This is a genomic window from Streptomyces dioscori, assembly GCF_003024195.1.
GTDB lineage: Bacteria > Actinomycetota > Actinomycetes > Streptomycetales > Streptomycetaceae > Streptomyces > Streptomyces dioscori.
This window is the reverse complement of the sequence record NZ_KZ679061.1, coordinates 35,028-55,588: the sequence shown is the minus strand read 5'-3', so window position 1 is coordinate 55,588 and position 20,561 is coordinate 35,028. Positions and strand designations below refer to the sequence as shown.

Below are 20,561 nucleotides of genomic sequence, written 5' to 3'. Positions count from 1 at the left end.
CTTGGTGGACTTCGTAAGGTCACTACATGACCGTTTTGGACGAGACCGAATCCTTGGCCGACGAACCCGCGGATGCCCGTGGGCGCGTGGCCGAGCTGCAGGCGATCCGTGCGGAGGCTCTTCGCGGACCCAGCGACAAGGCGACCGCGGCGCAGCACGCCAAGGGCAAGCTGACCGCCCGGGAGCGGATCGAGTTGCTGCTGGACGAAGGCTCGTTCAACGAGGTCGAGCAGCTGCGGCGGCACCGCGCCACCGGCTTCGGCCTGGAGGCCAAGAAGCCCTACACGGACGGTGTCATCACCGGCTGGGGCACGGTCGAGGGCCGCACGGTCTTCGTCTACGCCCACGACTTCCGTATCTTCGGGGGCGCGCTGGGCGAGGCCCACGCCACGAAGATCCACAAGATCATGGACATGGCCATCGCGGCCGGGGCGCCGCTGGTCTCCCTCAACGACGGCGCGGGCGCCCGTATCCAGGAGGGCGTCTCCGCCCTCGCCGGGTACGGCGGCATCTTCCAGCGCAACACCCGCGCCTCCGGCGTCATCCCGCAGATCTCCGTCATGCTCGGCCCGTGCGCGGGCGGCGCGGCCTACAGCCCCGCCCTCACCGACTTCGTCTTCATGGTCCGCGAGACCTCGCAGATGTTCATCACCGGACCGGACGTCGTCAAGGCGGTCACCGGCGAGGAGATCACCCAGAACGGCCTCGGCGGCGCGGACGTCCACGCCGAGACGAGCGGCGTCGCGCACTTCGCGTACGACGACGAGGAGACCTGCATCGCGGAGGTCCGCTACCTCCTGTCGATGCTGCCGCAGAACAACCGCGAGAACCCGCCGGCCACCGAGTCCGAGGACCCGGCGGACCGCCGCTCCGACGTCCTGCTGGACCTGGTGCCTGCGGACGGCAGCCGCCCGTACGACATGACCAAGGTCATCGAGGAGCTCGTCGACGACGGCGACTTCCTGGAGGTCCACGAGCGCTGGGCCCGCAACATCATCTGCGCGCTGGCGCGGCTCGACGGCCAGGTCGTGGGCATCGTCGCCAACCAGCCGCAGGCCCTCGCGGGCGTGCTGGACATCGAGGCGTCGGAAAAAGCGGCGCGTTTCGTCCAGATGTGCGACGCTTTTAACATCCCGATCGTCACGCTGCTGGATGTGCCGGGCTTCCTGCCCGGCGTCGACCAGGAGCACGGCGGAATCATCCGCCACGGCGCGAAACTGCTGTACGCGTACTGCAACGCGACCGTGCCGCGGATCTCCCTGATCCTGCGCAAGGCCTACGGCGGCGCGTACATCGTGATGGACAGCCAGTCCATCGGCGCCGACCTCACCTACGCCTGGCCGACCAACGAGATCGCCGTGATGGGCGCGGAGGGCGCCGCGAACGTCATCTTCCGCCGCCAGATCGCGGAGGCGGAGGACCCCGAGGCGATGCGGATCCGCATGGTCAAGGAGTACAAGGCAGAGCTGATGCACCCCTACTACGCGGCCGAGCGCGGCCTGGTCGACGACGTCATCGACCCGGCCGAGACCCGCGAGACCCTCATCCGCTCCCTCGCGATGCTGCGCAACAAGCACGCGGACCTGCCCTCCCGCAAGCACGGAAACCCGCCGCAGTAACCCGTCGGATTCATGACGGCAACCCCGCGTACCTCTCTCTCCCGGAGACTGACACCCATGGACATTCCTGATATCCGCGTCGAGAAGGGCCACGCCGGCCCCGAGGAACTCGCCGCGGTAACGGCCCTCCTCCTGGCCCGCGCGGCCTCTGCGCCCGCCGAGGCCCCGACCCACCGAGCCCACCCGAAGGCCGGCTGGCGCCGCCTGGAACGCACGCCCGGCTTCCGTGCGCCGCACTCCTGGCAGGGCTGAGCTCCAGCTTTCCGATCGCCGGGCCCGCTCCTCGTGGAGCGCGTCCGGCGACTGCCGTTTCCGGGCCCTGGACCGCTCAGGGGGAGGGGGCCTGCTTGACGGCCACCAGCAGCGCGGAGAGCCCTTCGGGCCGCAGGGCCAGCATTCGGCCGGGGTCGTCACTCTCGCGGAGGCGGAGGGTGCCGTCGGGTGCGGTGGCGAGGTTGAGGCAGTTCGCGCCCTCGGTGCTGAACGAGGACTTCTGCCAGGTGTAGGTGGGCACGTGGTTCCCTCACAGGTCCTTGGCAAGATGACGGATGAAGTCGCGGCTCTTGCTGGGCGCGAGAGCGCACGCTTCCATGCGGGCGAGTACGGAGCGGTATCTGTGCAACTGGGCTTCGGCGTCGAGGAAATCGCAGCCGTGGTCGGAGTCGAGCAGGACCGTGTCCAACTGCGGGACGAGTCCTGACGCGTAACTGATGGGCTGCCCTGAGGCTGGAAAATCGACCTGGTCGAAGGGGACGACAAGGATGCGGATGTTTCTGTGCTCGCTCATCTCGATCAAGTGCAGAAGCTGATCGCGCATCACGCCCGGAGGGCGCACTCGCATCCGCAGCGCGGCCTCGTGGACGATCGCGGTGTACGGGGTCGGCCGCTCCGCGAACAGAATCGCCTGACGCTTGATGCGGAACGAGACACGGTGCTCGATCTCGTACGGGCGCAGCGCGGGGACGCTCTGCCGGAAGGCCGCGCGTGCATGCTCAAGGGTCTGGACCAGGCCCGGCATGGTGGCAACCACGCCGATCCGCAGTTCGGTGGCGTCGGCCTCGAACTCGGCGACCTCGACAAGTGAGGGCGGGAGCAGTTCTCGGTATTCGTCCCACCAGCCCCGGCCGCGGCGCCCGGTCATCGCAGCCAACGCCTGAACCAAGTCGCCGTCGTCGCATGAGTAGGCGATCGCCAGCGTGCGTACGCGCTCGTCGCTGACACCGTGCCGTCCTGCCTCCATCATGCTCATCCGGGCCTGCTGTACGCCGATGTGCGCGGCACCCGCCGTAGAGCTCAGCCCCGCCCGCTCGCGGAGCTTGCGCAGCTCGGTTCCCAGGCGTCGCTGCCTCAGCGTGGGTGGGCCGGTCGCTGCCACTTCTTCTCCCTCTCCTGTCCGTCTCACCCGTCCGCGCGGGAGCGCTGCGCGTCCCTCACGCGAGTGAACCGCATAGGACATGCAGAATATTGAGCATAGATCTATGCGCTAATGACTACCGTTCTGCCAAGCAACTCCCCGTGCGCAAAGGAAAATTGCCATGTCCACCGTATCCCCGGGGCACTCGGTACCCGACCGTCCCGACGGCTTAACCGCCGAGATCCGCGCCCTCGTCAACGCCACCGCCCCGCGCCTCTTCGCCGTGGTCGAGGAGTGGACCACCGAAGCCGGCGACCGCGACGCCCGCGTCGCAGCGTGGGGTCTCGCCCATAGGGACGGGAGCGCTCAGGTCGCCACCGAGAGCGGCGGACTGCGTATGTCGCTGCGGAACCCCGAGCGGGCCGCGCAGCTCGTCTCCAGGTGCCCCGGCAGCGTAGGCAGTCTCGTGTGGCCGCAGGCCGAGTCGGACGCAGGTGGTCTCCTTGCGTGACGTGCCGGACAGGGGTGGCCGTCGGCGTTCACGCACCGACTCGAACGCCGTCGTCGCGCGTCCGGGGTGCGGGGCCGGGCCCACCCCCTCTACGGTGGGCGGCGACTCACCCGTTCCTCGCCGGAGGTCGCCGAACATGGCCCACGAAGTCGACCCGAACGCCTGCGAAAGAACGCCGGCCGCCATTCGCGCCGCGCTTGAGCGGCGACCGGACTGGTTGCAGGGATTCGAGCAGGACTGGCTAAGTGCCGCTGCGGACTTCGATCAGCGGGCTCTTGACGGCGTACTCGACAAGTGGCTGCCGTTCGCCTGCGCCGCCGCGACCCCGGGCTATCTCGACGAGATCGAGCAGACCATCAAGCGGATGACCGAGGGTGACACCGAGGGGCTCGTCTTCTGGGACGAGGAGGGGCGCCCCTTCGACGCTGACAACAACCCAGTGGATACGGGCAGGTGAGCGTGAGCGCGTACACGATCAGGTACGTGGACCGAGCCGCTCGGCGCAAGGCCGCCCTGGCCGCCCCGCAGCGGCTGGCGCTCGAAAGCCTTGAGAAGAGGCTCAGCCTCAACCCGTTCGGACCGCCCGCCCAGAGCAACCGGGACAGCAGTTGGTCGGCGTCCTTCGAAGGCGGCTTCATCACGTACGTCGTGTCGAACCGGCACGTAGTGATCAACGTGATCGATCTGGTCGCGATCTGAGCGCACGGGTCGACGCAGATGGGGCGCGGCAGCCGGTGAACGGCTGCCGCGCCCCATCTCATACTTAAGCAAACCCGCTACCGCAAGCGCGCCATCAAAGCATGCTCCACCAGCGTGATCAGCGCCGACTTCGCGTCCGCCCTGTGGCGGGCGTCCGTCGTGATGATCGGGGTGTCGGGGCCGATCTGGAGCGCTTCCCGGACTTCGTCCGGGTTGTACGGCTGGCTGCCGTCGAAGCCGTTGAGAGCGATCACGAACGGCAGTCCGCTGTTCTCGAAGTAGTCGACCGCCGGGAAGCAGTCGGCGAGACGGCGCGTGTCGACGAGCACGATCGCGCCGATCGCGCCGCGTACCAGGTCGTCCCACATGAACCAGAAGCGGTCCTGGCCGGGTGTACCGAAGAGGTACAGGATCAGGTCCTGGTCCAGGGTGATACGGCCGAAGTCCATGGCCACCGTCGTGGTGGTCTTGTCCCCGGTGTGGGTGAGGTCGTCGATGCCCGCCGAAGCGGACGTCATCACGGCCTCGGTACGCAGCGGGTTGATCTCCGAGACGGCCCCGACGAACGTGGTCTTGCCCACGCCGAAGCCGCCCGCCACCACGATCTTCGCGGACGTGGTGGAGCGGGAAGGCCCTCCGCTAGAGCTTGCGAAGTCCACTGAGCACCCTTTCGAGCAAAGTCACGTCTGGCTGACCGCCGGCGTTCTCGTCGCCGCCGGGCTGATGAATGGCGACCAGGCCCGCCTCCGCCAAGTCGGCGACAAGGATCCTGGCCACACCGAGAGGAATCGTCAGCAGGGCCGAGATCTCGGCCACCGACTTGATCTCCCGGCAGAGGTTGCAGATGCGCTGATGCTCGGGCAACTGCCCCTGCATCTGGTGCGGCTGCGCTGTAGTGTGCACCAGCGCCTCGATGGCGAGCTGGTATCGCGGCCTGGTACGGCCGCCCGTCATCGCGTAGGGGCGGACCAGCGGATTGCTGGCGCTCCCCGCGGGAGACGGTTCGGGCGAGCGCCGCTGCGGCTGCACGGGCTGGATGCGCGGTGCCGGCGGCTGGTCGTAAGGAGAGGGGCCCGGACCCTGAGGAGAGTAGGGCTGCTGGCGTCGGGGGCTCGGCGCGGAGGGAAAGTTGTACCGGTTCGGCGAACCGTCGCCGCCCTGGCCCTGGCCGGGGCCGTAGGACCAGTTGCCCGAAGACGAACCGCCTGGGGGTGTTGCCACTTTCTCCTCCTCCGAATGTGCCGGGCCCATCAATGTGGAGCCGCGTCCCGAAACCTTACGGCCACGGGACGCCAAAACGCATCGCTTGTCTGCTAGTTGAGAAGGCTCCCCTGAAGCTCGGCACGCAGATCCGGGGTGAGGACCGTACCGGCGCGGTCGACCAGAAGGGCCATCTCGTACCCAACGAGACCGATGTCCGCTTCCGGATGTGCGAGAACGGCGAGTGAGGAACCGTCGGAAATGGACATGATGAACAGGAATCCCCGCTCCATCTCCACAACCGTCTGATTCACGCTCCCGCCCTCGAAGATGCGGGACGCGCCCGCGGTCAGTGAGGTCAGGCCCGACGCGACGGCCGCCAGCTGGTCGGCGCGGTCACGCGGGAACCCTTCGGACATCGCCAGAAGGAGTCCGTCGGCGGAGACCACCACGGTGTGGGACACCCCGGGGGTGTTGTCCACGAAGTTGGTGATCAACCAGTTCAGGTTCTGTGCCGCCTGGCTCATCGGGCTCACACTAACGCTCCTGGTTGTAGGTGCTGTCAGGGCCACCGTGCTGGTTCCTGGTGGCCTGACCGTTCGTTTCACTGGTTGCGTCTCGGCCCCGCTGCACGCCCCGTCGCAGGCTGCTCAGCCTGCCCCGGACTTCCTCGGGAGCACGGGAGACCTGAGGGCCGCCCTGCGGGGTCGATTCCGCGGTGCCCTCGACCAGATTGGCCTTGGGTACCCGCCGCGGCAGGCCGGAGGAGGTGACCCCGCCCGCCTTGGGCTGCTTCAGCGCTTCGGCCCGGTGCCACATCTGGTCGTTGTTCGACCGCCAGTCGCCCTTGCCGCCGGTGCCGTTGCTGCTGCCGCCGCCGTTGCTGTCGTTGTTCGCGAAGGGCGCCGGTGACTCCTGGCCCACGGACTGCTTGCCGGCCGCGGTGGCTCCGCGGCGGGGAAGTCCGGCGTCGGTGGTTCCGCGGCGCGGAAGTCCGGCGTCGGTGAGCTCGGGGGCGCTGGAGGGGACCGGTCCCGGAGCATCGAAGCCTACGCTGTCCTGCTCGGCCGCCTCAGCGGTCTGCGAGGACTCGGCCTGCGGAGCGTACTCGGCGGGGAAGCCGTTCTGGTACGCGTCCTGCTGCGGCCAGTCGTCCTGGTACGGCTGCTCCTGGAAGGGCGGGAACGCGTCCTGCCCGGCGGCCGGGTCCGGCTGCTGCTCGTCCTGGCCCGGCTCCGCGTAGGTGCCTTCCTGGTACCCGCCGGCCTGCGGGACCTGCGGGAAGTACGTCTCGTCGTACGACGTCTGCTGCTGTCCCTCGTACGACGTCTGCTGGTCGTAGGCGGGAGCGTCGGTGTACGCGGGCGTCTCGGTGTACGCGGCCGACGTGTCGTCGAACGCGGGCTGCCCGTTCTCGTACCCCTGGCCACCGTTGTCGTAGGCCTGCTGCGGGTCGAACTCGCCCTGGAAGGAAGGAGCCTCGCCGTCGGGGCCGTGCGTCTGGGCCTCCAGGGCCGCGCGGCGCTCCTCACGCATGAGCGAGCGGCCCACCGGGTCCAGCTCGCGTATGTCGTCGGGGACCTCGGGGTTGTAGCGGCTGTCGTCGAAGCCCAGTTCGGCCGCCGTGCGCAGGGCCGGCTGGGCGCTCTGGAACTCCTCGCCGCCGAAGGGCGGCTGCGGCTGCTGCTCGGGCTCCGGGATGATCTGCGAGACCGTGAAGTCGTCGCGCTGCACCTGGTAGTCGCCGCCCCCACCGTGGGTGATGGCGTCGGGGAGCATGACGAGCGAGGTCGTGCCGGCCTGCTCGCCCGAGGGGCGCAGCTGGACGCGGATGCCGTGCCGGTCGGACAGCCGGCCGACCACGAAGAGGCCCATGCGCTGGGAGATCGCGGCGTCCACGGTCGGCGGGTTGGCCAGCTTGTGGTTGATGTCCGCGAAGTCCTCGGCGGTGAGGCCGATGCCCTTGTCGTGGATCTCGACCATGATGCGGCCGTCGGGCAGGCGGGTCGCGGTGACGCGGACCTTGGTCTGCGGGGAGGAGAACGTGGTGGCGTTCTCCAGGAGCTCGGCGAGCAGGTGCACGAGGTCGGTCACGGCACGGCCGTGGATCTCGGCCTCCGGGACACCGGACAGCTCGATGCGCTCGTACTGCTCCACCTCGGAGGAGGCGGCGCGCAGCACGTCGACCAGCGGGACCGGCTGGTCCCAGCGGCGGCCGGGCTCCTCGCCCGCGAGGACCAGGAGGTTCTCGCCGTTGCGGCGCATACGGGTGGCCAGGTGGTCCAGGCGGAAGAGGTTCTCCAGCTGGTCCGGGTCGGCCTCGTTGTTCTCCAGGTCGGTGATGAGGGTCAGCTGGCCCTCGATCAGGGACTGGTTGCGGCGCGACAGGTTGGTGAAGATCGCGTTGATGTTGCCGCGCAGGAGGGCCTGCTCGGCGGCCAGTCGTACGGCCTCGCGGTGGACCTGGTCGAAGGCGCGGGCGACTTCGCCGATCTCGTCCGTGGTGTTGATCGGGATGGGCTGGACACGGGTGTCCACCCGGCCCGGGTCGGTGCGCGAGAGCTGGTCGACGAGCATCGGCAGGCGCTGTTCGGCCACTCCGAAGGCGGCGTTGCGCAGCTGGCGCATCGAGCGGCTCATCTGGCGGGCCACCATGCCGGCCAGGATGAACGCGGCGAGCAGGGCGATGACGACGGCGGCACCGGTGATGAAGGCGTCGCGCTTGGCGTCGGAGGCGATGGTCGAGGCCTCGGACACGGCCTTGTCGCCGAGGTCCGCCTCGATGGTGCGGTAGGCGTTGTACTTGGCGGTGTTGACCGCCCACCAGTTCTGCGCGGTGATGCCCTTGTCGGCGAGCGCGACCCGCGCACTGGCGTCGGTCGTCGCGAGCGTGCCGATACCGCTGACCATGGCGGTGTCGCCGGACGGCGGCGGGACATACGTCTGCCCACGGGCCGCGGCGGTCTCCGCGGCCTCCTTGGCCTGCGCCGCGCCGTCTGTCTGGATCTGCTTCTTGGCCTGCTCCAGCTTGGCGGCGTCGCTTTCCGTACCACCACCGATGTACTCCTCGATGGCGATGCCTTCGAGGTAGGCGTACGAGGTGAGGGCGACGCGCTGCTTGGCCAGGCTCTCCTCGGAGGGCCCCGGCTTGATCAGCAGATGGGTGCCGATGGAGCGCTGGAGCGAGAGAGCGGCCTTGGAGAGGGAGATCGCGTAGACCGTACGGCCGTAGCTGGTGATGTTTCCGGTGCCCAGACCGAGTTCGTTGGCGAACTCCATCAGCGGGTGCTGGATCTCGACGTAACCCTCTTCGGTCTCCACGCCCTTGAGCTTCGAGGTGTACGCGGCCGCGCGCAGGGCGGCGAGCTTGGGCTCCTGCTTGCGGAAGATCGCGAGGCGGCGTTCGAGTCCGGCCTTGGCCGGCATGTTCTTGGCGGCCTCGTTGAAGGCGACGGCCGCCGCGTTCGTCTCGCTGCGGGCCTCGACGACGGTCGCGTCCTTCTCGCCCTTGCCCTCCAGGAGGGGGGCGGCCGTGATGTCGCGTTCGGCGTACAGCTTGTCGCCGTAGGTGAGGGCGGCGCGGACCAGGCGCGCGGTGCTCTCCGCGTCCTCGGCCTCCTGCCAGGTGTCGATCGAGCTCTTCACCTGGAAGCCGCCCATGACGAGGCCGACCACCACGGGTATGAGCAGGATGGCATTCAGTCTGGTCGGTACGCGCCAGTTACGCGGAGACAGACGGCCCCCGCTGGGCGGGGGTGCGGCCGTCGGCTCCGAGCCGGGCACATGTGCGGGTGCCGCTCCGCGCGGCGGCGGGGTGAAGTTGCCCCGTGCCGACGGCTCGGGACCGTTCTTGCTTCGCCTCACTCGACCAACAACCTCTCGGCTCGGCACCTTCGTCGTGCCGCGTGTGTCTTCCGGCCCTTACTACTGGGCAGTTCTGGCATTCCAGCACGTCAGTGTGTGCTCGTCCAAACACTCGGAACCGAAGATTCCGGGTGACGTGAACCGCAGATAAAACGGAACATAAAGAACGAGCCCCGCCAAAAGGCGGGGCTTTTGTGAGCACAGCGGCATCAGACGACCGCGTCGCGTGGCGGCACCACTCGATATCTCTGTCGAAACGTTATGAACACTGAGGCCGACCGTGTCAAACGACACAGCCGGCTCCAATGCGTCTACGACAACTTTCGTACGGCGTTGCCTACTTGAATGCCGAGCCTCCCAGGACGCCATCCGCAGGGCGGGCCCTACCGCAGGCGCGCCATCAGGGCGTGCTCGACGAGCGTGATCAGAGCACTCTTGGCGTCCGAACGATGGCGGGCGTCCGTCGTGATGATCGGGGCGTCGGGCCCGATCTGCAGAGCCTCGCGAACCTCTTCGGGAGTGTAGGGCTGGTGTCCGTCGAAGCCGTTGAGGGCGATGACGAACGGCAGTCCGCTGTTCTCGAAGTAGTCGACCGCCGGGAAGCAGTCGGCCAGGCGCCGGGTGTCGACCAGGACGACGGCGCCGATCGCGCCGCGTACCAGGTCGTCCCACATGAACCAGAAGCGGTCCTGACCCGGTGTACCGAAGAGGTACAGGATCAGGTCCTGGTCCAGGGTGATACGGCCGAAGTCCATGGCCACCGTCGTGGTGGTCTTGTCCCCGGTGTGCGTGAGGTCGTCGATGCCGGCGCTCGCGGACGTCATCACGGCCTCGGTGCGCAGCGGGTTGATCTCGGAGACGGCACCCACGAACGTGGTCTTGCCGACGCCGAAACCACCCGCCACTACGATCTTTGCGGAGGTGGTCGCCCGCCCTCCGTCAGAGCTTGCGAAGTCCACTGAGCACCCTTTCGAGCAGTGTCACGGCCGGAGCGCCACCGTTGCTCTCGTCGCCACCAGGCTGGTGGATCGCGACGAGTCCGGCCTCCGCGAGGTCCGCGACAAGAATCCGTGCCACGCCCAGGGGCATGGAGAGCAGAGCCGAGACCTCGGCCACCGACTTGACTTCACGGCAGAGGTGGCAGATCCGCTGGTGCTCGGGGAGCAGCCCCATGAGCGCTGCCGGATCGGCCGTGGTGCTGATCAGTGCCTCTATGGCGAGCTGGTAGCGCGGCCGGGTCCGGCCGCCGGTCATCGCGTACGGACGTACCAGCGGCTGGTCGCCCTCATCCTCGTACGAATGAGCGTACGGATCATGAGAAGCGGTGGGCGGGGTCATGGATCCTCCGGGCGGGACAGCAAGTCGGTCAGTCGTGCCGTCTGACGGGGCCGGTGGGGGGAGGGCGGCCGGACGGTTTTTCCTGTATTCGGTAGAACCTTGCTAGTGGAGCAGGCTGCCCTGGAGCTCCGCCCGCAGATCCGGTGTGAGCACTGCGCCCGCACGGTCCACAAGCAGAGCCATCTCGTATCCGACGAGGCCGATGTCGCAGTCCGGGTGGGAGAGGACCGCGAGGGAGGACCCGTCCGAGATGGACATGAGGAAGAGGAAACCCCGTTCCATCTCGACGACCGTCTGGGCCACCGTGCCGCCCTCGAAGATGCGGGAGGCGCCGGCGGTCAGGGACGTGAGTCCGGAGGCAACGGCCGCGAGCTGGTCGGCGCGGTCGCGCGGGAAGCCCTCGGACATTGCCAGAAGGAGTCCGTCGGCGGAAACGACGACGGTGTGGGACACCCCGGGGGTGTTGTCAACGAAGTTGGTGATCAACCAGTTGAGGTTCTGTGCCGCCTGGCTCATCTGGCTCAACTAACGCTCCTGCTGGTGAGTGGGGCTGGGGAAGCTGCCGGTCTGGCCGGTACCGGCCTGGCGCCCCTGCTGAATGCCCCTACGAAGATTGGTCAGCCGTCCACGTACGTCATCGGGCGCACGCGAGACCTGCGGACCGGTTTGGTGCTGTTGCTGCTGCTGAGCCGTTCCCGCGACAAGGTTCGCGCGGGGGACCCGGCGCGGCAGACCCGAGACGGTCACGCCACCCGCGGAGGGCTGGCGTACCCGCTCGGCCTGACGGCCGAGTTCGTCATTGGGAGTGGTCCGCCAGGAAGAGGCGGAAGCGCCGGCGGGTGCCGGACGCTGCGGGGCCGCGGGAGCCTGTACGGGCTGCTGCGGCGTCTGCTCGTTCTGGGCGCCGTCGCCGCCCTGAGCCTGGTTGAACCAGTTGGTTTCCAGGGTGTCGTACAGCGGTGTACGTCCGTCGCCGGGACTCGTCGCCGGCGGCAGTTCCCAGCCGTCGTTCGGCCCCCGCACCTCGTCGGGCCGCTGAGGAGCGGTCCTGTTGTCCGGCTCCGGGGGGAGCGCGGGGCGGCGGCGCGCCTGCGGGCGCTGCTGCGGCGGGCGGTTGCCGTTGGCCGGCCGCTCGAACTGACCGGTGCCACCGTCCTGCCGCTCGCCGTAGCCCTGCGCCGGGTACTGCCCGGTGTCCTGCTGGGCGGGCGCCGCGTACTGGCCGTTGCCGTTGGTCCCGGTGTCGTACCCGTTCGGGGCGTACTGCGCCGGGTCCTGGCGGTTGTACTGGCCGCCCGCCTGCGGGTTGTGCCCCGCACCGGAGTGGTTCGGCGCACCGAACACGTCCGTGCGGACGAACTGTCCGTTGTCCTGCGGCGCGTTCGCGCCGGGACGCGGGGCGTCGTAATCGGGCCGCTGGAACTCGGCGGTGGACGCGGGTCCGGCCTGCCGGTCGTCGATCCGCGGCATCTGCGAGGTGACGTCCGGCTCCTCGTGGCCGCGCGGGGCGTCCTGCGCGGAACGCGGCACCGGCGGCTGCGCGTTGTCGTCGCTCCAGCTGGGCACCCGCGGCTGCGGGTTGCCGCCCGGCAGCTCGGCGCGCGGGCCGCCGCGGGGCGGCAGCTGCGGAGACTGCTGCTGGGGGCGACGGCCCTGGTCGCCGTTGCCGGCGGGCCGCTGCTGGGGCTGCTGCCCGGAACCGGGGCCGCGGTTGCCGCCCATGGTGTCCTGGCGGTTGCCGCCGAACAGGTCCTGCTGGCCGCCGGAGTTGTTCCCGAAGCCGTTGAAGCTCTGCTGGGCACCGGCGCCCGCGGGTGCCGGCCTGCCCTGCGGGGGATACGGGGGCTGCTGCGGAGACTGCTGGTTGCGGTTTCCGCCCTGCGCACCCGGTCCACCCGGACGGCCGCCCGCCTCGGGCCTGGGCAGTGCGGCCCGCGGCGCGGAACCCGCTCCGACCTGGCCACGCTGCGGCGGCGGGTTCAGCCGGCCGCCGTTGCCCTGACCGTTGCCCTGTCCCTGCGCACCCGCGCCGAGAGCGGGACCGCTGCCGGCACCGCCCCGGCGGGCCGCCGCGACACCGGCCGCGGCCTGCGCCGCCGCCGGACCGCCGACGGCGGGAGCGCCCTGGCCCTGCTTGTTGCCCGGAACCTTCTTGCCGCCCTGGGCGACGTCGACCGGCAGCATGACCAGCGCGGTCGTACCACCGGAGTCGGACGGGCGGAGCTGGATGCGGATGCCGTGCCGCTGCGACAGCCGGCCGACCACGAACAGACCCATGCGGCGCGAGACCGAGACGTCCACGGTGGGCGGCGAGGCGAGCCGCTCGTTGATCGCCGCGAGGTCCTCGGGCGAGAGGCCGATGCCGGTGTCGTGGATCTCGATCAGTACGCGGCCGTCGGGCAGCGCGTGACCGGTGACCTTGACCTTGGTCTGCGGGGAGGAGAACGACGTGGCGTTCTCCAGCAGCTCGGCGAGCAGGTGCACGAGGTCGTTGACCACGCGGCCGGCGACCTCGGTGGTGGGCACCGAGGAGAGTTCGATGCGCTCGTACTGCTCCACCTCGGACGCGGCGGCGCGGAGCACGTCGACCAGCGGGACCGGGCGGGTCCAGCGTCGGCCGGGTTCCTCACCGGCGAGGACCAGGAGGTTCTCACCGTTACGGCGCATGCGGGTCGCGAGGTGGTCGAGCTTGAACAGGGAGGACAGCTGGTCCGGGTCGGCCTCGCGGGACTCCAGTTCGGAGATGAGCGAGAGCTGACGCTGGATGAGGCCCTGCGAACGGCGCGAGAGGTTGGTGAACATCGCGTTGACGTTGCCTCGCAGGAGGGCCTGCTCGGCGGCGAGTCGTACGGCCTCGCGGTGCACGTCGTCGAAGGCCGCGGCCACCTGGCCGATCTCGTCCTTGGAGTGCACACCGACCGACTCGACGGACGTGTCGACGTCCTGCGGGTCGGACTCGGAGAGCTGCTTGACGAGCTCGGGCAGCCGGTCCTGGGCGACCTTCGTCGCGGTGTCCTGCAGCCGGCGCAGCGAGCGGATCATCGAGCGGGCCACCACGAAGGCGCCGACCAGCGACACACCGAGCACCAGCAGGATCAGCGCACCGGAGATGATCGCTTCCTGCTCGGCCTCGTTGCGCAGCTCGCGGGCCTTCTGCTCCATCTGGTTGAGGAGCGTCAGCTCGATCTTCGACATCTCCAGGATCTTGGCGGAGTCGGCGTCCACCCAGTCCAGGTACGAGCGCTTGGCCTGCAGCTGCAGACCGTTGTTGCGCTGCAGGACGCGCGACAGATAACCGTCGGCGTCCTTGATGGTCGGGCTCGGCTCGTCGAGCGGCTTGGTGAGCTGGTCGGCGTTGCCCTCGTAGATGTTGGCGAAGCTCGTGAGTTCGAACTTCTGGTTCTCGAAGGCGGAGAGGCCGTACTGCCGGTCGTTCGGGGAGAGCTCACCGAACGTCTTGTTCGTGGAGGGCAGGGCCGCCGCGATGATCGCGCGCTGGACCGACGCGTACTCCTTGGCGGTGGAGAACGCCGCCAGGGCGCGCGTGCGCTGGATCATCTCCGGGTTGCTGGTCGCCTCGGCCATGTCCTGGGAGAGACCGAGCAGCTGCTCGATGAGGCGGTGGTACGCCTCCACCGACTGGGACGAGTTGTCCTCGTCCTGGAAGGCGTTGTTACGGACCTTGTTGAGGGTGTTCAGCTGGGTGGCGATGGCCACCACGTTGTCGCGTACACCGTCGAGGTTCTCGTTGTTGTCCGCGTCGTCGAGCTCGTGGGTGCCTTCCAGGAAGGCGGCACGCGCACGGTCCGTCTTGTCGCGGAGGCCCTTGATCGTGACGTCGCTGGCCTTGGTGCCGTTGGCGAGCGGACCGGCCGACTTGTCGCGCTCCGTCTGGAGCGCCGCGGCGAGCTCGGTCGCCTGCTTCGTCATGTCGGTCAGCAGCTTCATGTTTTCGAGCTGCTGGATCTCGTCCATCGTGTCGCTGATGCGCAGCGCGCCCAGCGAGGTGGCCGCGACCACGGGCAGCGCGAGCAGCGAGACCAGACGCGTGGAGATGCGCCAGTTACGCAGTGCTATGCGCGAGCCGGGGCCGCTGGGGCCCTTCGCCTTGGGCGGCGCGGGTGCCGGGGTGCCGGGAGCACCGTTCGCCGCGTTCGGACCGCCCTTGCCCTGGGCGCCCTTGGGCGCACCGGGCCGCGAGGAGCGGTCACCGCTGTTGCCGGCCTGCGCCGGTCCCGGGTTCTGGGCGTGCTGGGGCGAGGAGCCGACTGCCCTGGGGCCAGTCCCGCCTTGCGGCTCCGGCTCCGCCGAAGCGCTGCCATCCCTCTTGAAACGTCCCTGCACTAGCGTCGCAACCTCTGGACCAGGCGCCCCTCCGCGTGAACGGTGGGACGGTGTCGGCGTCTTGGGAGCGCCCTGAAAGCACTCCCAGTGGTGGTCGTGAGTGACCGGCGCAGGTTCCCCTTTCCCGCCGCCACTCGGCGCTGCGTTGCGCCCCTGCGCGCCGGGTCGTTCCTGCGGCGGTCCGAGGAATTCCAGCACAGTGCCGGATCTCCAACAAGGCCCATGAGCCATGCTGTGACCTCCGTGACGCGTTGTGAGGGCAGCGTCACGAGACGTAGAAAGTGACCTCGTCCATATCGGACACTTAGGGACGAGACCTTCGTGGGCGAGGGGTGTCCCAGTCGCCATGATCAGGAGCGGAATGATGTCTTCCGTGGCGCAATGTCCGTTTGATGGCCTGGGGATGCGGGTCCCAATTGACCCAAATGCCCAGCAGTAAGTGAGGAAACTCACACGGCGATCACGGAGTCTTCACGGCTTCGACAGGGAAGCGCATGTTTAGCCTGACGCTTTACAGGGATGGCAAATCCGACAACCCGCGCCTACGCGACGGTTCCCGAACCCGCCGGCGCCTCCAAGGAACAGGGCCTGTAACCCCAGATGAAGACGACGATGACCTTCCTCAACATAGCCAACCCGCGGCGCACCACCCTCGCGCACCTCGACGACGCCGAGGAGCTGCGCACGCCGGAGCAGGAGGGGCACGCCGTCGAGCTCCCCGCGCAGACCGCCAACCCCCGCCGCACGATCCTCATGGACGTCCCGGTCGCGGCGGGCGTCACCGAGTAGTCACCCCACCCCGGCGGGCCACAGCCCAGTGGGCCCGGCCCGTAATGCGCGAGGCGGCCGCCCCTTGCCGCGTTAGCCTGGAGCATCAGACTCCGGCCAGCTCAGTGAGGGGCGCAAGGACACCGTGCGCATCGCCAGGTTCTCCATCGACGGCAACGTCGCGTTCGGTGCGGTCGAGGGCGAGAGCCCTCCTGGATCGACCGACGGCCTCGTGCTCGACATCATCAAGGGCATCCCGTTCGCCGACTTCGAGCTCTCCGGGACCAAGGTCCCGCTGAGCAAGGTCCGCCTCCTGCCGCCCGTGCTCCCGAACAAGGTCGTGGCCTTCGGCCGCAACTACGCGGACCACGCCAAGGAGATGGGCGGCGAGGTGCCCGACGCCCCGTTCGCCTTCTTCAAGCCCTCCACCTCGGTGATCGGCTCCGGCGACGAGATCGCGTACCCCTCCTTCACCGAGGAACTGCACCACGAGGCCGAGCTGGCCGTGGTCATCGGCCGGATGTGCCGTGAGGTCCCGCGCGAACGTGTCAAGGACGTGATCCTCGGCTACACCTGCGCCAACGACGTCACCGCACGTGACGTCCAGCGGCGCGAGAAGCAGTGGGCCAGGGCCAAGGGCTTCGACTCCTCCTGCCCGCTGGGCCCCTGGGTGGAGACGGACCTCGACCCGTCCGACCTCACCATCCAGTGCACGGTCAACGGCCAACAGCGCCAGCTGGGCCGCACCAGCGAGATGATCCACTCCATCGAGGATCTGATCGTCAACATCACCGAGGCCATGACGCTGCTCCCCGGCGACGTCATCCTCACGGGCACCCCCGCCGGGGTCGGCCCCCTCAGTGCCGGCGACGAGGTCGCCGTCACCATCGAAGGCATCGGCACTCTCACCAACAAGGTTGTCAAGCGTGGCTAGCGCATCCGACCCCGCCGTCCGAGTACGTTTCTGTCCCTCCCCGACCGGCAACCCCCACGTGGGCCTGGTCCGCACGGCCCTCTTCAACTGGGCGTACGCCCGCCACACCGGCGGCACGTTCGTCTTCCGTATCGAGGACACCGACGCGGCCCGCGACTCCGAGGAGTCGTACGAGCAGCTCCTGGACTCGCTGCGCTGGCTGGGCTTCGACTGGGACGAGGGCCCCGAGATCGGCGGCCCCCACGCGCCGTACCGCCAGTCGCAGCGCATGGACCTCTACAAGGACGTCGCCCGGAAGCTGCTGGACGCCGGCCGCGCCTACCACTGCTACTGCTCGACCCCCGAGCTGGACGCCCGCCGCGACGCCGCCCGCGCCGCGGGCAAGCCGTCCGGCTACGACGGCCACTGCCGCGACCTGAGTGCCGAGCAGAAGAGCGCGTACGAGGCGGAGGGGCGCACGCCCATCGTCCGCTTCCGGATGCCCGACGAGCCGATCATCTTCACGGACCTGGTCCGCGGCGAGATCACCTACCTCCCGGAGAACGTGCCGGACTACGGCATCGTCCGGGCCAACGGCGCCCCGCTCTACACGCTGGTCAACCCGGTCGACGACGCCCTGATGGAGATCACCCACGTCCTGCGCGGCGAGGACCTGCTCTCCTCCACCCCGCGGCAGATCGCCCTCTACAAGGCGCTGACCGAACTGGGCATCGCCAAGGAGACCCCGGCCTTCGGCCACCTCCCCTATGTGATGGGCGAGGGCAACAAGAAGCTCTCCAAGCGTGACCCCGAGTCCTCGCTGAACCTCTACCGCGAGCGCGGCTTCCTCCCGGAGGGGCTGCTGAACTACCTGTCCCTGCTGGGCTGGTCGCTCTCGGCGGACCGCGACATCTTCTCCGTCGAGGAGATGGTCGCCGCCTTCGACGTCTCGGACGTGAACCCCAACCCGGCACGCTTCGACCTCAAGAAGGCCGAGGCCATCAACGCGGACCACATCCGCCTGCTGGACGTCAAGGAGTTCGCCGAGCGCTGCGCCCCCTGGCTGAAGGCCCCCTTCGCGCCCTGGGCGCCGGAGGACTTCGACCCGGCCAAGTGGGACGCGATCGCCCCGCACGCGCAGACCCGCCTGAAGGTGCTCTCCGAGATCACCGACAACGTCGACTTCCTGTTCCTGCCGGAGCCTGCCGTCGACGAGGCGTCCTGGACGAAGGCCATGAAGGACGGCTCGGACGCTCTCCTCGCGACGGCCCGCGAGAAGCTGGAGGCCGCGGACTGGGCCTCCGCCGAGTCCCTCAAGGAGGCCGTGCTGGCCGCCGGTGAGGCGCACGGCCTGAAGCTGGGCAAGGCGCAGGCCCCGGTCCGTGTCGCCGTCACCGGCCGCACGATCGGCCTGCCCCTCTTCGAGTCCCTGGAGATCCTGGGCAAGGAGAAGTCGCTGGCGCGCATCGACGCGGCCCTGGCGAAGCTGACCGCGTAGGCGATACACGGGGAAGGGGCGGCATCCGTACGGGATGCCGCCCCTTCCCGCGTCCACCGGGAACCGCGCCGGAGGTACCGTCGGACCATGACGATCCGAGCCGTGCTGTGGGACGTGGACGACACCCTCTTCGACTACACCACGGCCGACAGGGCCGGTATGCGCGGGCACTTGACCGCCGAGGGCCTGCTCGACGGATTCGGGTCCGTGGAGCAGGCCCTGGACCGCTGGCGCGAGCTCACCGACGAGCAGTGGGCGCGGTTCGCGGCCGGCGAGGTGGACTGGGAGGGCGGGCGCCGGGACCGGGTGCGGGCGTTTCTGGGCAGGCCCCTGACCGACACGGAGGCGGAGGGCTGGTTCGGCCGTTACCTCGGTCACTACGAAGGGGCCTGGGCGTTGTTCCCGGACGTCCTGCCCGTCCTCGACCTTCTCGCGGGAAGCCACCGGCACGCGGTGCTCTCCAACTCCAGCCTGCGTGTCCAGGACCACAAACTGCGCGTCCTCGGCGTACGGGACCGCTTCGAATCGGTGCTGTGCGCGGCCGAACTGGGCGTCTCCAAACCCGCGGCCGAGGCCTTCCACACGGCCTGCGAGGCTCTGGACCTGCCACCGCAGGAGGTCGCGTACGTCGGTGACCACCCGGAGATCGACGGGCGGGGCGCGGCCGACGCCGGCCTGTTCTCCGTCTGGATCGACCGCACGGGCATGAGCGCGGTCACACCCCCCGCTCCGGACACCGCACCGGGCCCGCCCGCGGATCGGCTCTCCCACCCGCGCCGGATCGTCTCGCTGGCCGAACTCCCCGGGATCCTCCGGCCCGATACCCGTTTTGGAGCGCCGTCCACCTTCAGGTAATGTTCTTCCTGCGCCGCCGGAGTGCGGGCCGAAAGGCCGGAGACCGGAGGCGCAAGCTAAAACAAAATCCCCATGGGGTTGAGTTTCAGTGGCCTATGGTGTAATTGGCAGCACGACGGTTTCTGGTTCCGTTAGTCTAGGTTCGAGTCCTGGTAGGCCAGCTCGCAGAGCTTATCTGCACAAGCAGAGACCAGCTCTGCAAGGCCCCCGTTGTGTAGCGGCCTAGCACGCCGCCCTCTCAAGGCGGTAGCGCCGGTTCGAATCCGGTCGGGGGTACAGATCCTTCCCAGGGGGTCAGTCCGGGTCGCACCCGCTGACTCTCATGCAGGATCGCTAGGGCCCCCGTTGTGTAGCGGCCTAGCACGCTGCCCTCTCACGGCAGTAGCGCCGGTTCGAATCCGGTCGGGGGTACAGAGTGGTGTAGACCACTATTGGGCTATGGTGTAATTGGCAACACGACGGTTTCTGGTTCCGTTGTTCTAGGTTCGAGTCCTGGTAGCCCAGCTGGATCACTTGTGGTCCTCGCCCCCGTTGTGTAGCGGCCTAGCACGCTGCCCTCTCACGGCAGTAGCGCCGGTTCGAATCCGGTCGGGGGTACAGAGAGAAGAAGCCCTCCTCAACTGGGGAGGGCTTCTTTCGTGCTGCGCGCCCGGAGGACAGCGGGTGAGGGACAGCAGGTGAGGCATCAGCTGAGGGCGTCAACCCTGGCCGTTCGCTGCGGCGTTGAAGCGATCGGCCGGGGGAGTCGACAGGGCGGGGATTCAGCTGGTGCGGCGCAGGGCCTCGGACAGACGCGCGGCCGCGTCGATGATCGCCTGGGCGTGCATCCGGCCCGGGTGGCGCGTCAGCCGCTCGATCGGGCCCGACACCGAGACGGCGGCGACCACGCGGTTCGAGGGCCCGCGCACCGGCGCGGAGACGGACGCGACGCCCGGCTCCCGCTCGCCGATCGACTGGGCCCAGCCCCGGCGCCGTACGCCCGACAGGGCCGTCGCCGTGAAGCGGGCGCCCTGGAGGCCGCGGTGCAGGCGCTCCGGCTCCTCCCAGGCCATCAGGATCTGGGCCGAGGAACCGGCCTTCATCGTGAGCGTCGAGCCGACCGGGACCGTGTCCCTGAGGCCCGACAGACGCTCCGCCGCGGCGACGCAGATGCGCATGTCGCCCTGGCGGCGGTAGAGCTGGGCGCTCTCGCCCGTGATGTCGCGCAGATGCGTGAGCACCGGGCCCGCCGTCGCGAGGAGGCGGTCCTCGCCCGCCGCCGCTGCCAGCTCGGCCAGCCGGGGGCCGAGAATGAAACGGCCCTGCATGTCACGCGCCACCATCCGGTGGTGTTCAAGTGCCACGGCGAGGCGATGTGCCGTGGGCCGTGCCAGTCCGGTCGCCGCGACCAGTCCCGCGAGGGTGGCCGGACCGGACTCCAGTGCGCTCAGGACAAGGGCTGCCTTGTCCAGAACGCCGACGCCGCTACTGTTGTCCATGAAACGATACTCGCGTCTCACTCTGTGAAACGCAAGTTCAATTTTCCGTGGAACGCGCCACCCTGATACATACACGGCCCGTGGACCGACGGGCCTGGCGGAAGACGTCCGGTACGGGGG

20 protein-coding genes and 5 tRNA genes are annotated in these 20,561 nt (G+C 69.1%); 14 read left to right on the top strand and 11 right to left on the bottom strand.

Annotation, left to right across the window (positions count from 1 at the left end):
• Window positions 1-26: 26 nt before the first annotated feature.
• Window positions 27-1,619, top strand: coding sequence for an acyl-CoA carboxylase subunit beta (locus tag C6Y14_RS40595; protein WP_107021949.1), 1,593 nt, complete (start codon window positions 27-29; stop codon window positions 1,617-1,619).
• Window positions 1,620-1,676: 57 nt separating this feature from the next.
• A complete protein-coding gene (locus C6Y14_RS40590) occupies window positions 1,677-1,871 on the top strand; it encodes an acyl-CoA carboxylase epsilon subunit (RefSeq protein WP_107021948.1) in 195 nt (64 codons plus the stop codon).
• 76 nt (window positions 1,872-1,947) lie between these two features.
• On the opposite strand, the gene C6Y14_RS40585 is transcribed toward C6Y14_RS40590, so the two are convergent.
• Window positions 1,948-2,133: a DUF397 domain-containing protein gene (locus tag C6Y14_RS40585; RefSeq protein ID WP_107021947.1), complete on the bottom strand. Its 186-nt coding sequence runs from the start codon at window positions 2,131-2,133 to the stop codon at window positions 1,948-1,950.
• Window positions 2,134-2,142: 9 nt separating this feature from the next.
• Window positions 2,143-2,994, bottom strand: a complete 852-nt coding sequence (locus C6Y14_RS40580; RefSeq protein WP_225891526.1) for a helix-turn-helix domain-containing protein — start codon at window positions 2,992-2,994, stop codon at window positions 2,143-2,145.
• Window positions 2,995-3,154: 160 nt separating this feature from the next.
• Between C6Y14_RS40580 and C6Y14_RS40575 the strand changes: the two genes are divergently transcribed.
• The 3 genes from C6Y14_RS40575 to C6Y14_RS40565 all read left to right on the top strand — a co-directional run bounded on the left by C6Y14_RS40575 (window position 3,155) and on the right by C6Y14_RS40565 (window position 4,183).
• Window positions 3,155-3,484: a hypothetical protein gene (locus tag C6Y14_RS40575; RefSeq protein ID WP_107021945.1), complete on the top strand. Its 330-nt coding sequence runs from the start codon at window positions 3,155-3,157 to the stop codon at window positions 3,482-3,484.
• Between the two features lie 136 nt (window positions 3,485-3,620).
• Entirely contained in the window at window positions 3,621-3,941 is a 321-nt protein-coding gene (locus C6Y14_RS40570; protein ID WP_107021944.1) for a DUF6247 family protein, read from the top strand.
• Between the two features lie 26 nt (window positions 3,942-3,967).
• The gene (locus C6Y14_RS40565; RefSeq protein ID WP_225891525.1) at window positions 3,968-4,183 is read left to right on the top strand and encodes a hypothetical protein; all 216 of its coding nucleotides are present in this window, start codon (window positions 3,968-3,970) and stop codon (window positions 4,181-4,183) included.
• A 77-nt stretch (window positions 4,184-4,260) separates the two neighbouring features.
• Here C6Y14_RS40565 and C6Y14_RS40560 read toward each other — a convergent pair whose 3' ends face one another.
• From C6Y14_RS40560 to C6Y14_RS40525, 8 genes are all read right to left on the bottom strand, one after another.
• Window positions 4,261-4,842, bottom strand: a complete 582-nt coding sequence (locus C6Y14_RS40560) for a GTP-binding protein (protein WP_006375305.1) — start codon at window positions 4,840-4,842, stop codon at window positions 4,261-4,263.
• The gene (locus tag C6Y14_RS40555) at window positions 4,823-5,404 is read right to left on the bottom strand and encodes a DUF742 domain-containing protein (RefSeq protein ID WP_107021942.1); all 582 of its coding nucleotides are present in this window, start codon (window positions 5,402-5,404) and stop codon (window positions 4,823-4,825) included. Before C6Y14_RS40555 ends, C6Y14_RS40560 begins: the two co-directional genes overlap by 20 nt.
• Window positions 5,405-5,496: 92 nt before the next feature.
• On the bottom strand, window positions 5,497-5,910 hold the full coding sequence (locus tag C6Y14_RS40550; protein WP_033321188.1) for a roadblock/LC7 domain-containing protein: 414 nt from the start codon (window positions 5,908-5,910) through the stop codon (window positions 5,497-5,499).
• A gap of 10 nt (window positions 5,911-5,920) precedes the next feature.
• Entirely contained in the window at window positions 5,921-9,247 is a 3,327-nt protein-coding gene (locus tag C6Y14_RS40545) for a sensor histidine kinase (protein WP_107021941.1), read from the bottom strand.
• Between the two features lie 383 nt (window positions 9,248-9,630).
• Complete coding sequence (locus tag C6Y14_RS40540; protein WP_055520027.1) at window positions 9,631-10,206, bottom strand: GTP-binding protein; 576 nt, start codon at window positions 10,204-10,206, stop codon at window positions 9,631-9,633.
• A complete protein-coding gene (locus C6Y14_RS40535) occupies window positions 10,187-10,585 on the bottom strand; it encodes a DUF742 domain-containing protein (protein WP_055520025.1) in 399 nt (132 codons plus the stop codon). The genes C6Y14_RS40540 and C6Y14_RS40535 overlap by 20 nt, the downstream gene beginning before the upstream one ends.
• A 102-nt stretch (window positions 10,586-10,687) precedes the next feature.
• On the bottom strand, window positions 10,688-11,101 hold the full coding sequence (locus C6Y14_RS40530; RefSeq protein ID WP_055520031.1) for a roadblock/LC7 domain-containing protein: 414 nt from the start codon (window positions 11,099-11,101) through the stop codon (window positions 10,688-10,690).
• 9 nt (window positions 11,102-11,110) lie between these two features.
• Window positions 11,111-14,929 (bottom strand): sensor histidine kinase, encoded by a 3,819-nt coding sequence (locus C6Y14_RS40525; RefSeq protein ID WP_107021940.1) that lies wholly within the window; start codon window positions 14,927-14,929, stop codon window positions 11,111-11,113.
• A 600-nt stretch (window positions 14,930-15,529) separates the two neighbouring features.
• On the opposite strand from C6Y14_RS40525, the gene C6Y14_RS40520 reads away from it, so the two are divergent.
• The 9 genes from C6Y14_RS40520 (at window position 15,530) to C6Y14_RS40480 (ending at window position 19,560) form a co-directional block, all read left to right on the top strand.
• Window positions 15,530-15,718, top strand: a complete 189-nt coding sequence (locus C6Y14_RS40520) for a hypothetical protein (RefSeq protein WP_199855040.1) — start codon at window positions 15,530-15,532, stop codon at window positions 15,716-15,718.
• A gap of 124 nt (window positions 15,719-15,842) precedes the next feature.
• Window positions 15,843-16,631: a fumarylacetoacetate hydrolase family protein gene (locus C6Y14_RS40515; RefSeq protein WP_107021939.1), complete on the top strand. Its 789-nt coding sequence runs from the start codon at window positions 15,843-15,845 to the stop codon at window positions 16,629-16,631.
• A complete protein-coding gene (gene gltX / locus C6Y14_RS40510) occupies window positions 16,624-18,108 on the top strand; it encodes a glutamate--tRNA ligase (protein WP_107021938.1) in 1,485 nt (494 codons plus the stop codon). Before C6Y14_RS40515 ends, gltX begins: the two co-directional genes overlap by 8 nt.
• A gap of 87 nt (window positions 18,109-18,195) precedes the next feature.
• Entirely contained in the window at window positions 18,196-18,963 is a 768-nt protein-coding gene (locus C6Y14_RS40505) for an HAD family hydrolase (protein ID WP_107021937.1), read from the top strand.
• An 89-nt stretch (window positions 18,964-19,052) separates the two neighbouring features.
• Window positions 19,053-19,124, top strand: a tRNA-Gln gene (locus C6Y14_RS40500).
• 42 nt (window positions 19,125-19,166) lie between these two features.
• Window positions 19,167-19,239, top strand: a tRNA-Glu gene (locus C6Y14_RS40495).
• A 62-nt stretch (window positions 19,240-19,301) separates the two neighbouring features.
• Window positions 19,302-19,374 (top strand) — tRNA-Glu (locus C6Y14_RS40490).
• A gap of 21 nt (window positions 19,375-19,395) precedes the next feature.
• A tRNA-Gln gene (locus C6Y14_RS40485) sits at window positions 19,396-19,467 on the top strand.
• A 20-nt stretch (window positions 19,468-19,487) separates the two neighbouring features.
• Window positions 19,488-19,560, top strand: a tRNA-Glu gene (locus tag C6Y14_RS40480).
• Window positions 19,561-19,724: 164 nt separating this feature from the next.
• On the opposite strand, the gene ndgR is transcribed toward C6Y14_RS40480, so the two are convergent.
• Entirely contained in the window at window positions 19,725-20,441 is a 717-nt protein-coding gene (gene ndgR / locus C6Y14_RS40475; RefSeq protein ID WP_107021936.1) for an IclR family transcriptional regulator NdgR, read from the bottom strand.
• Window positions 20,442-20,561 lie beyond the last annotated feature (120 nt).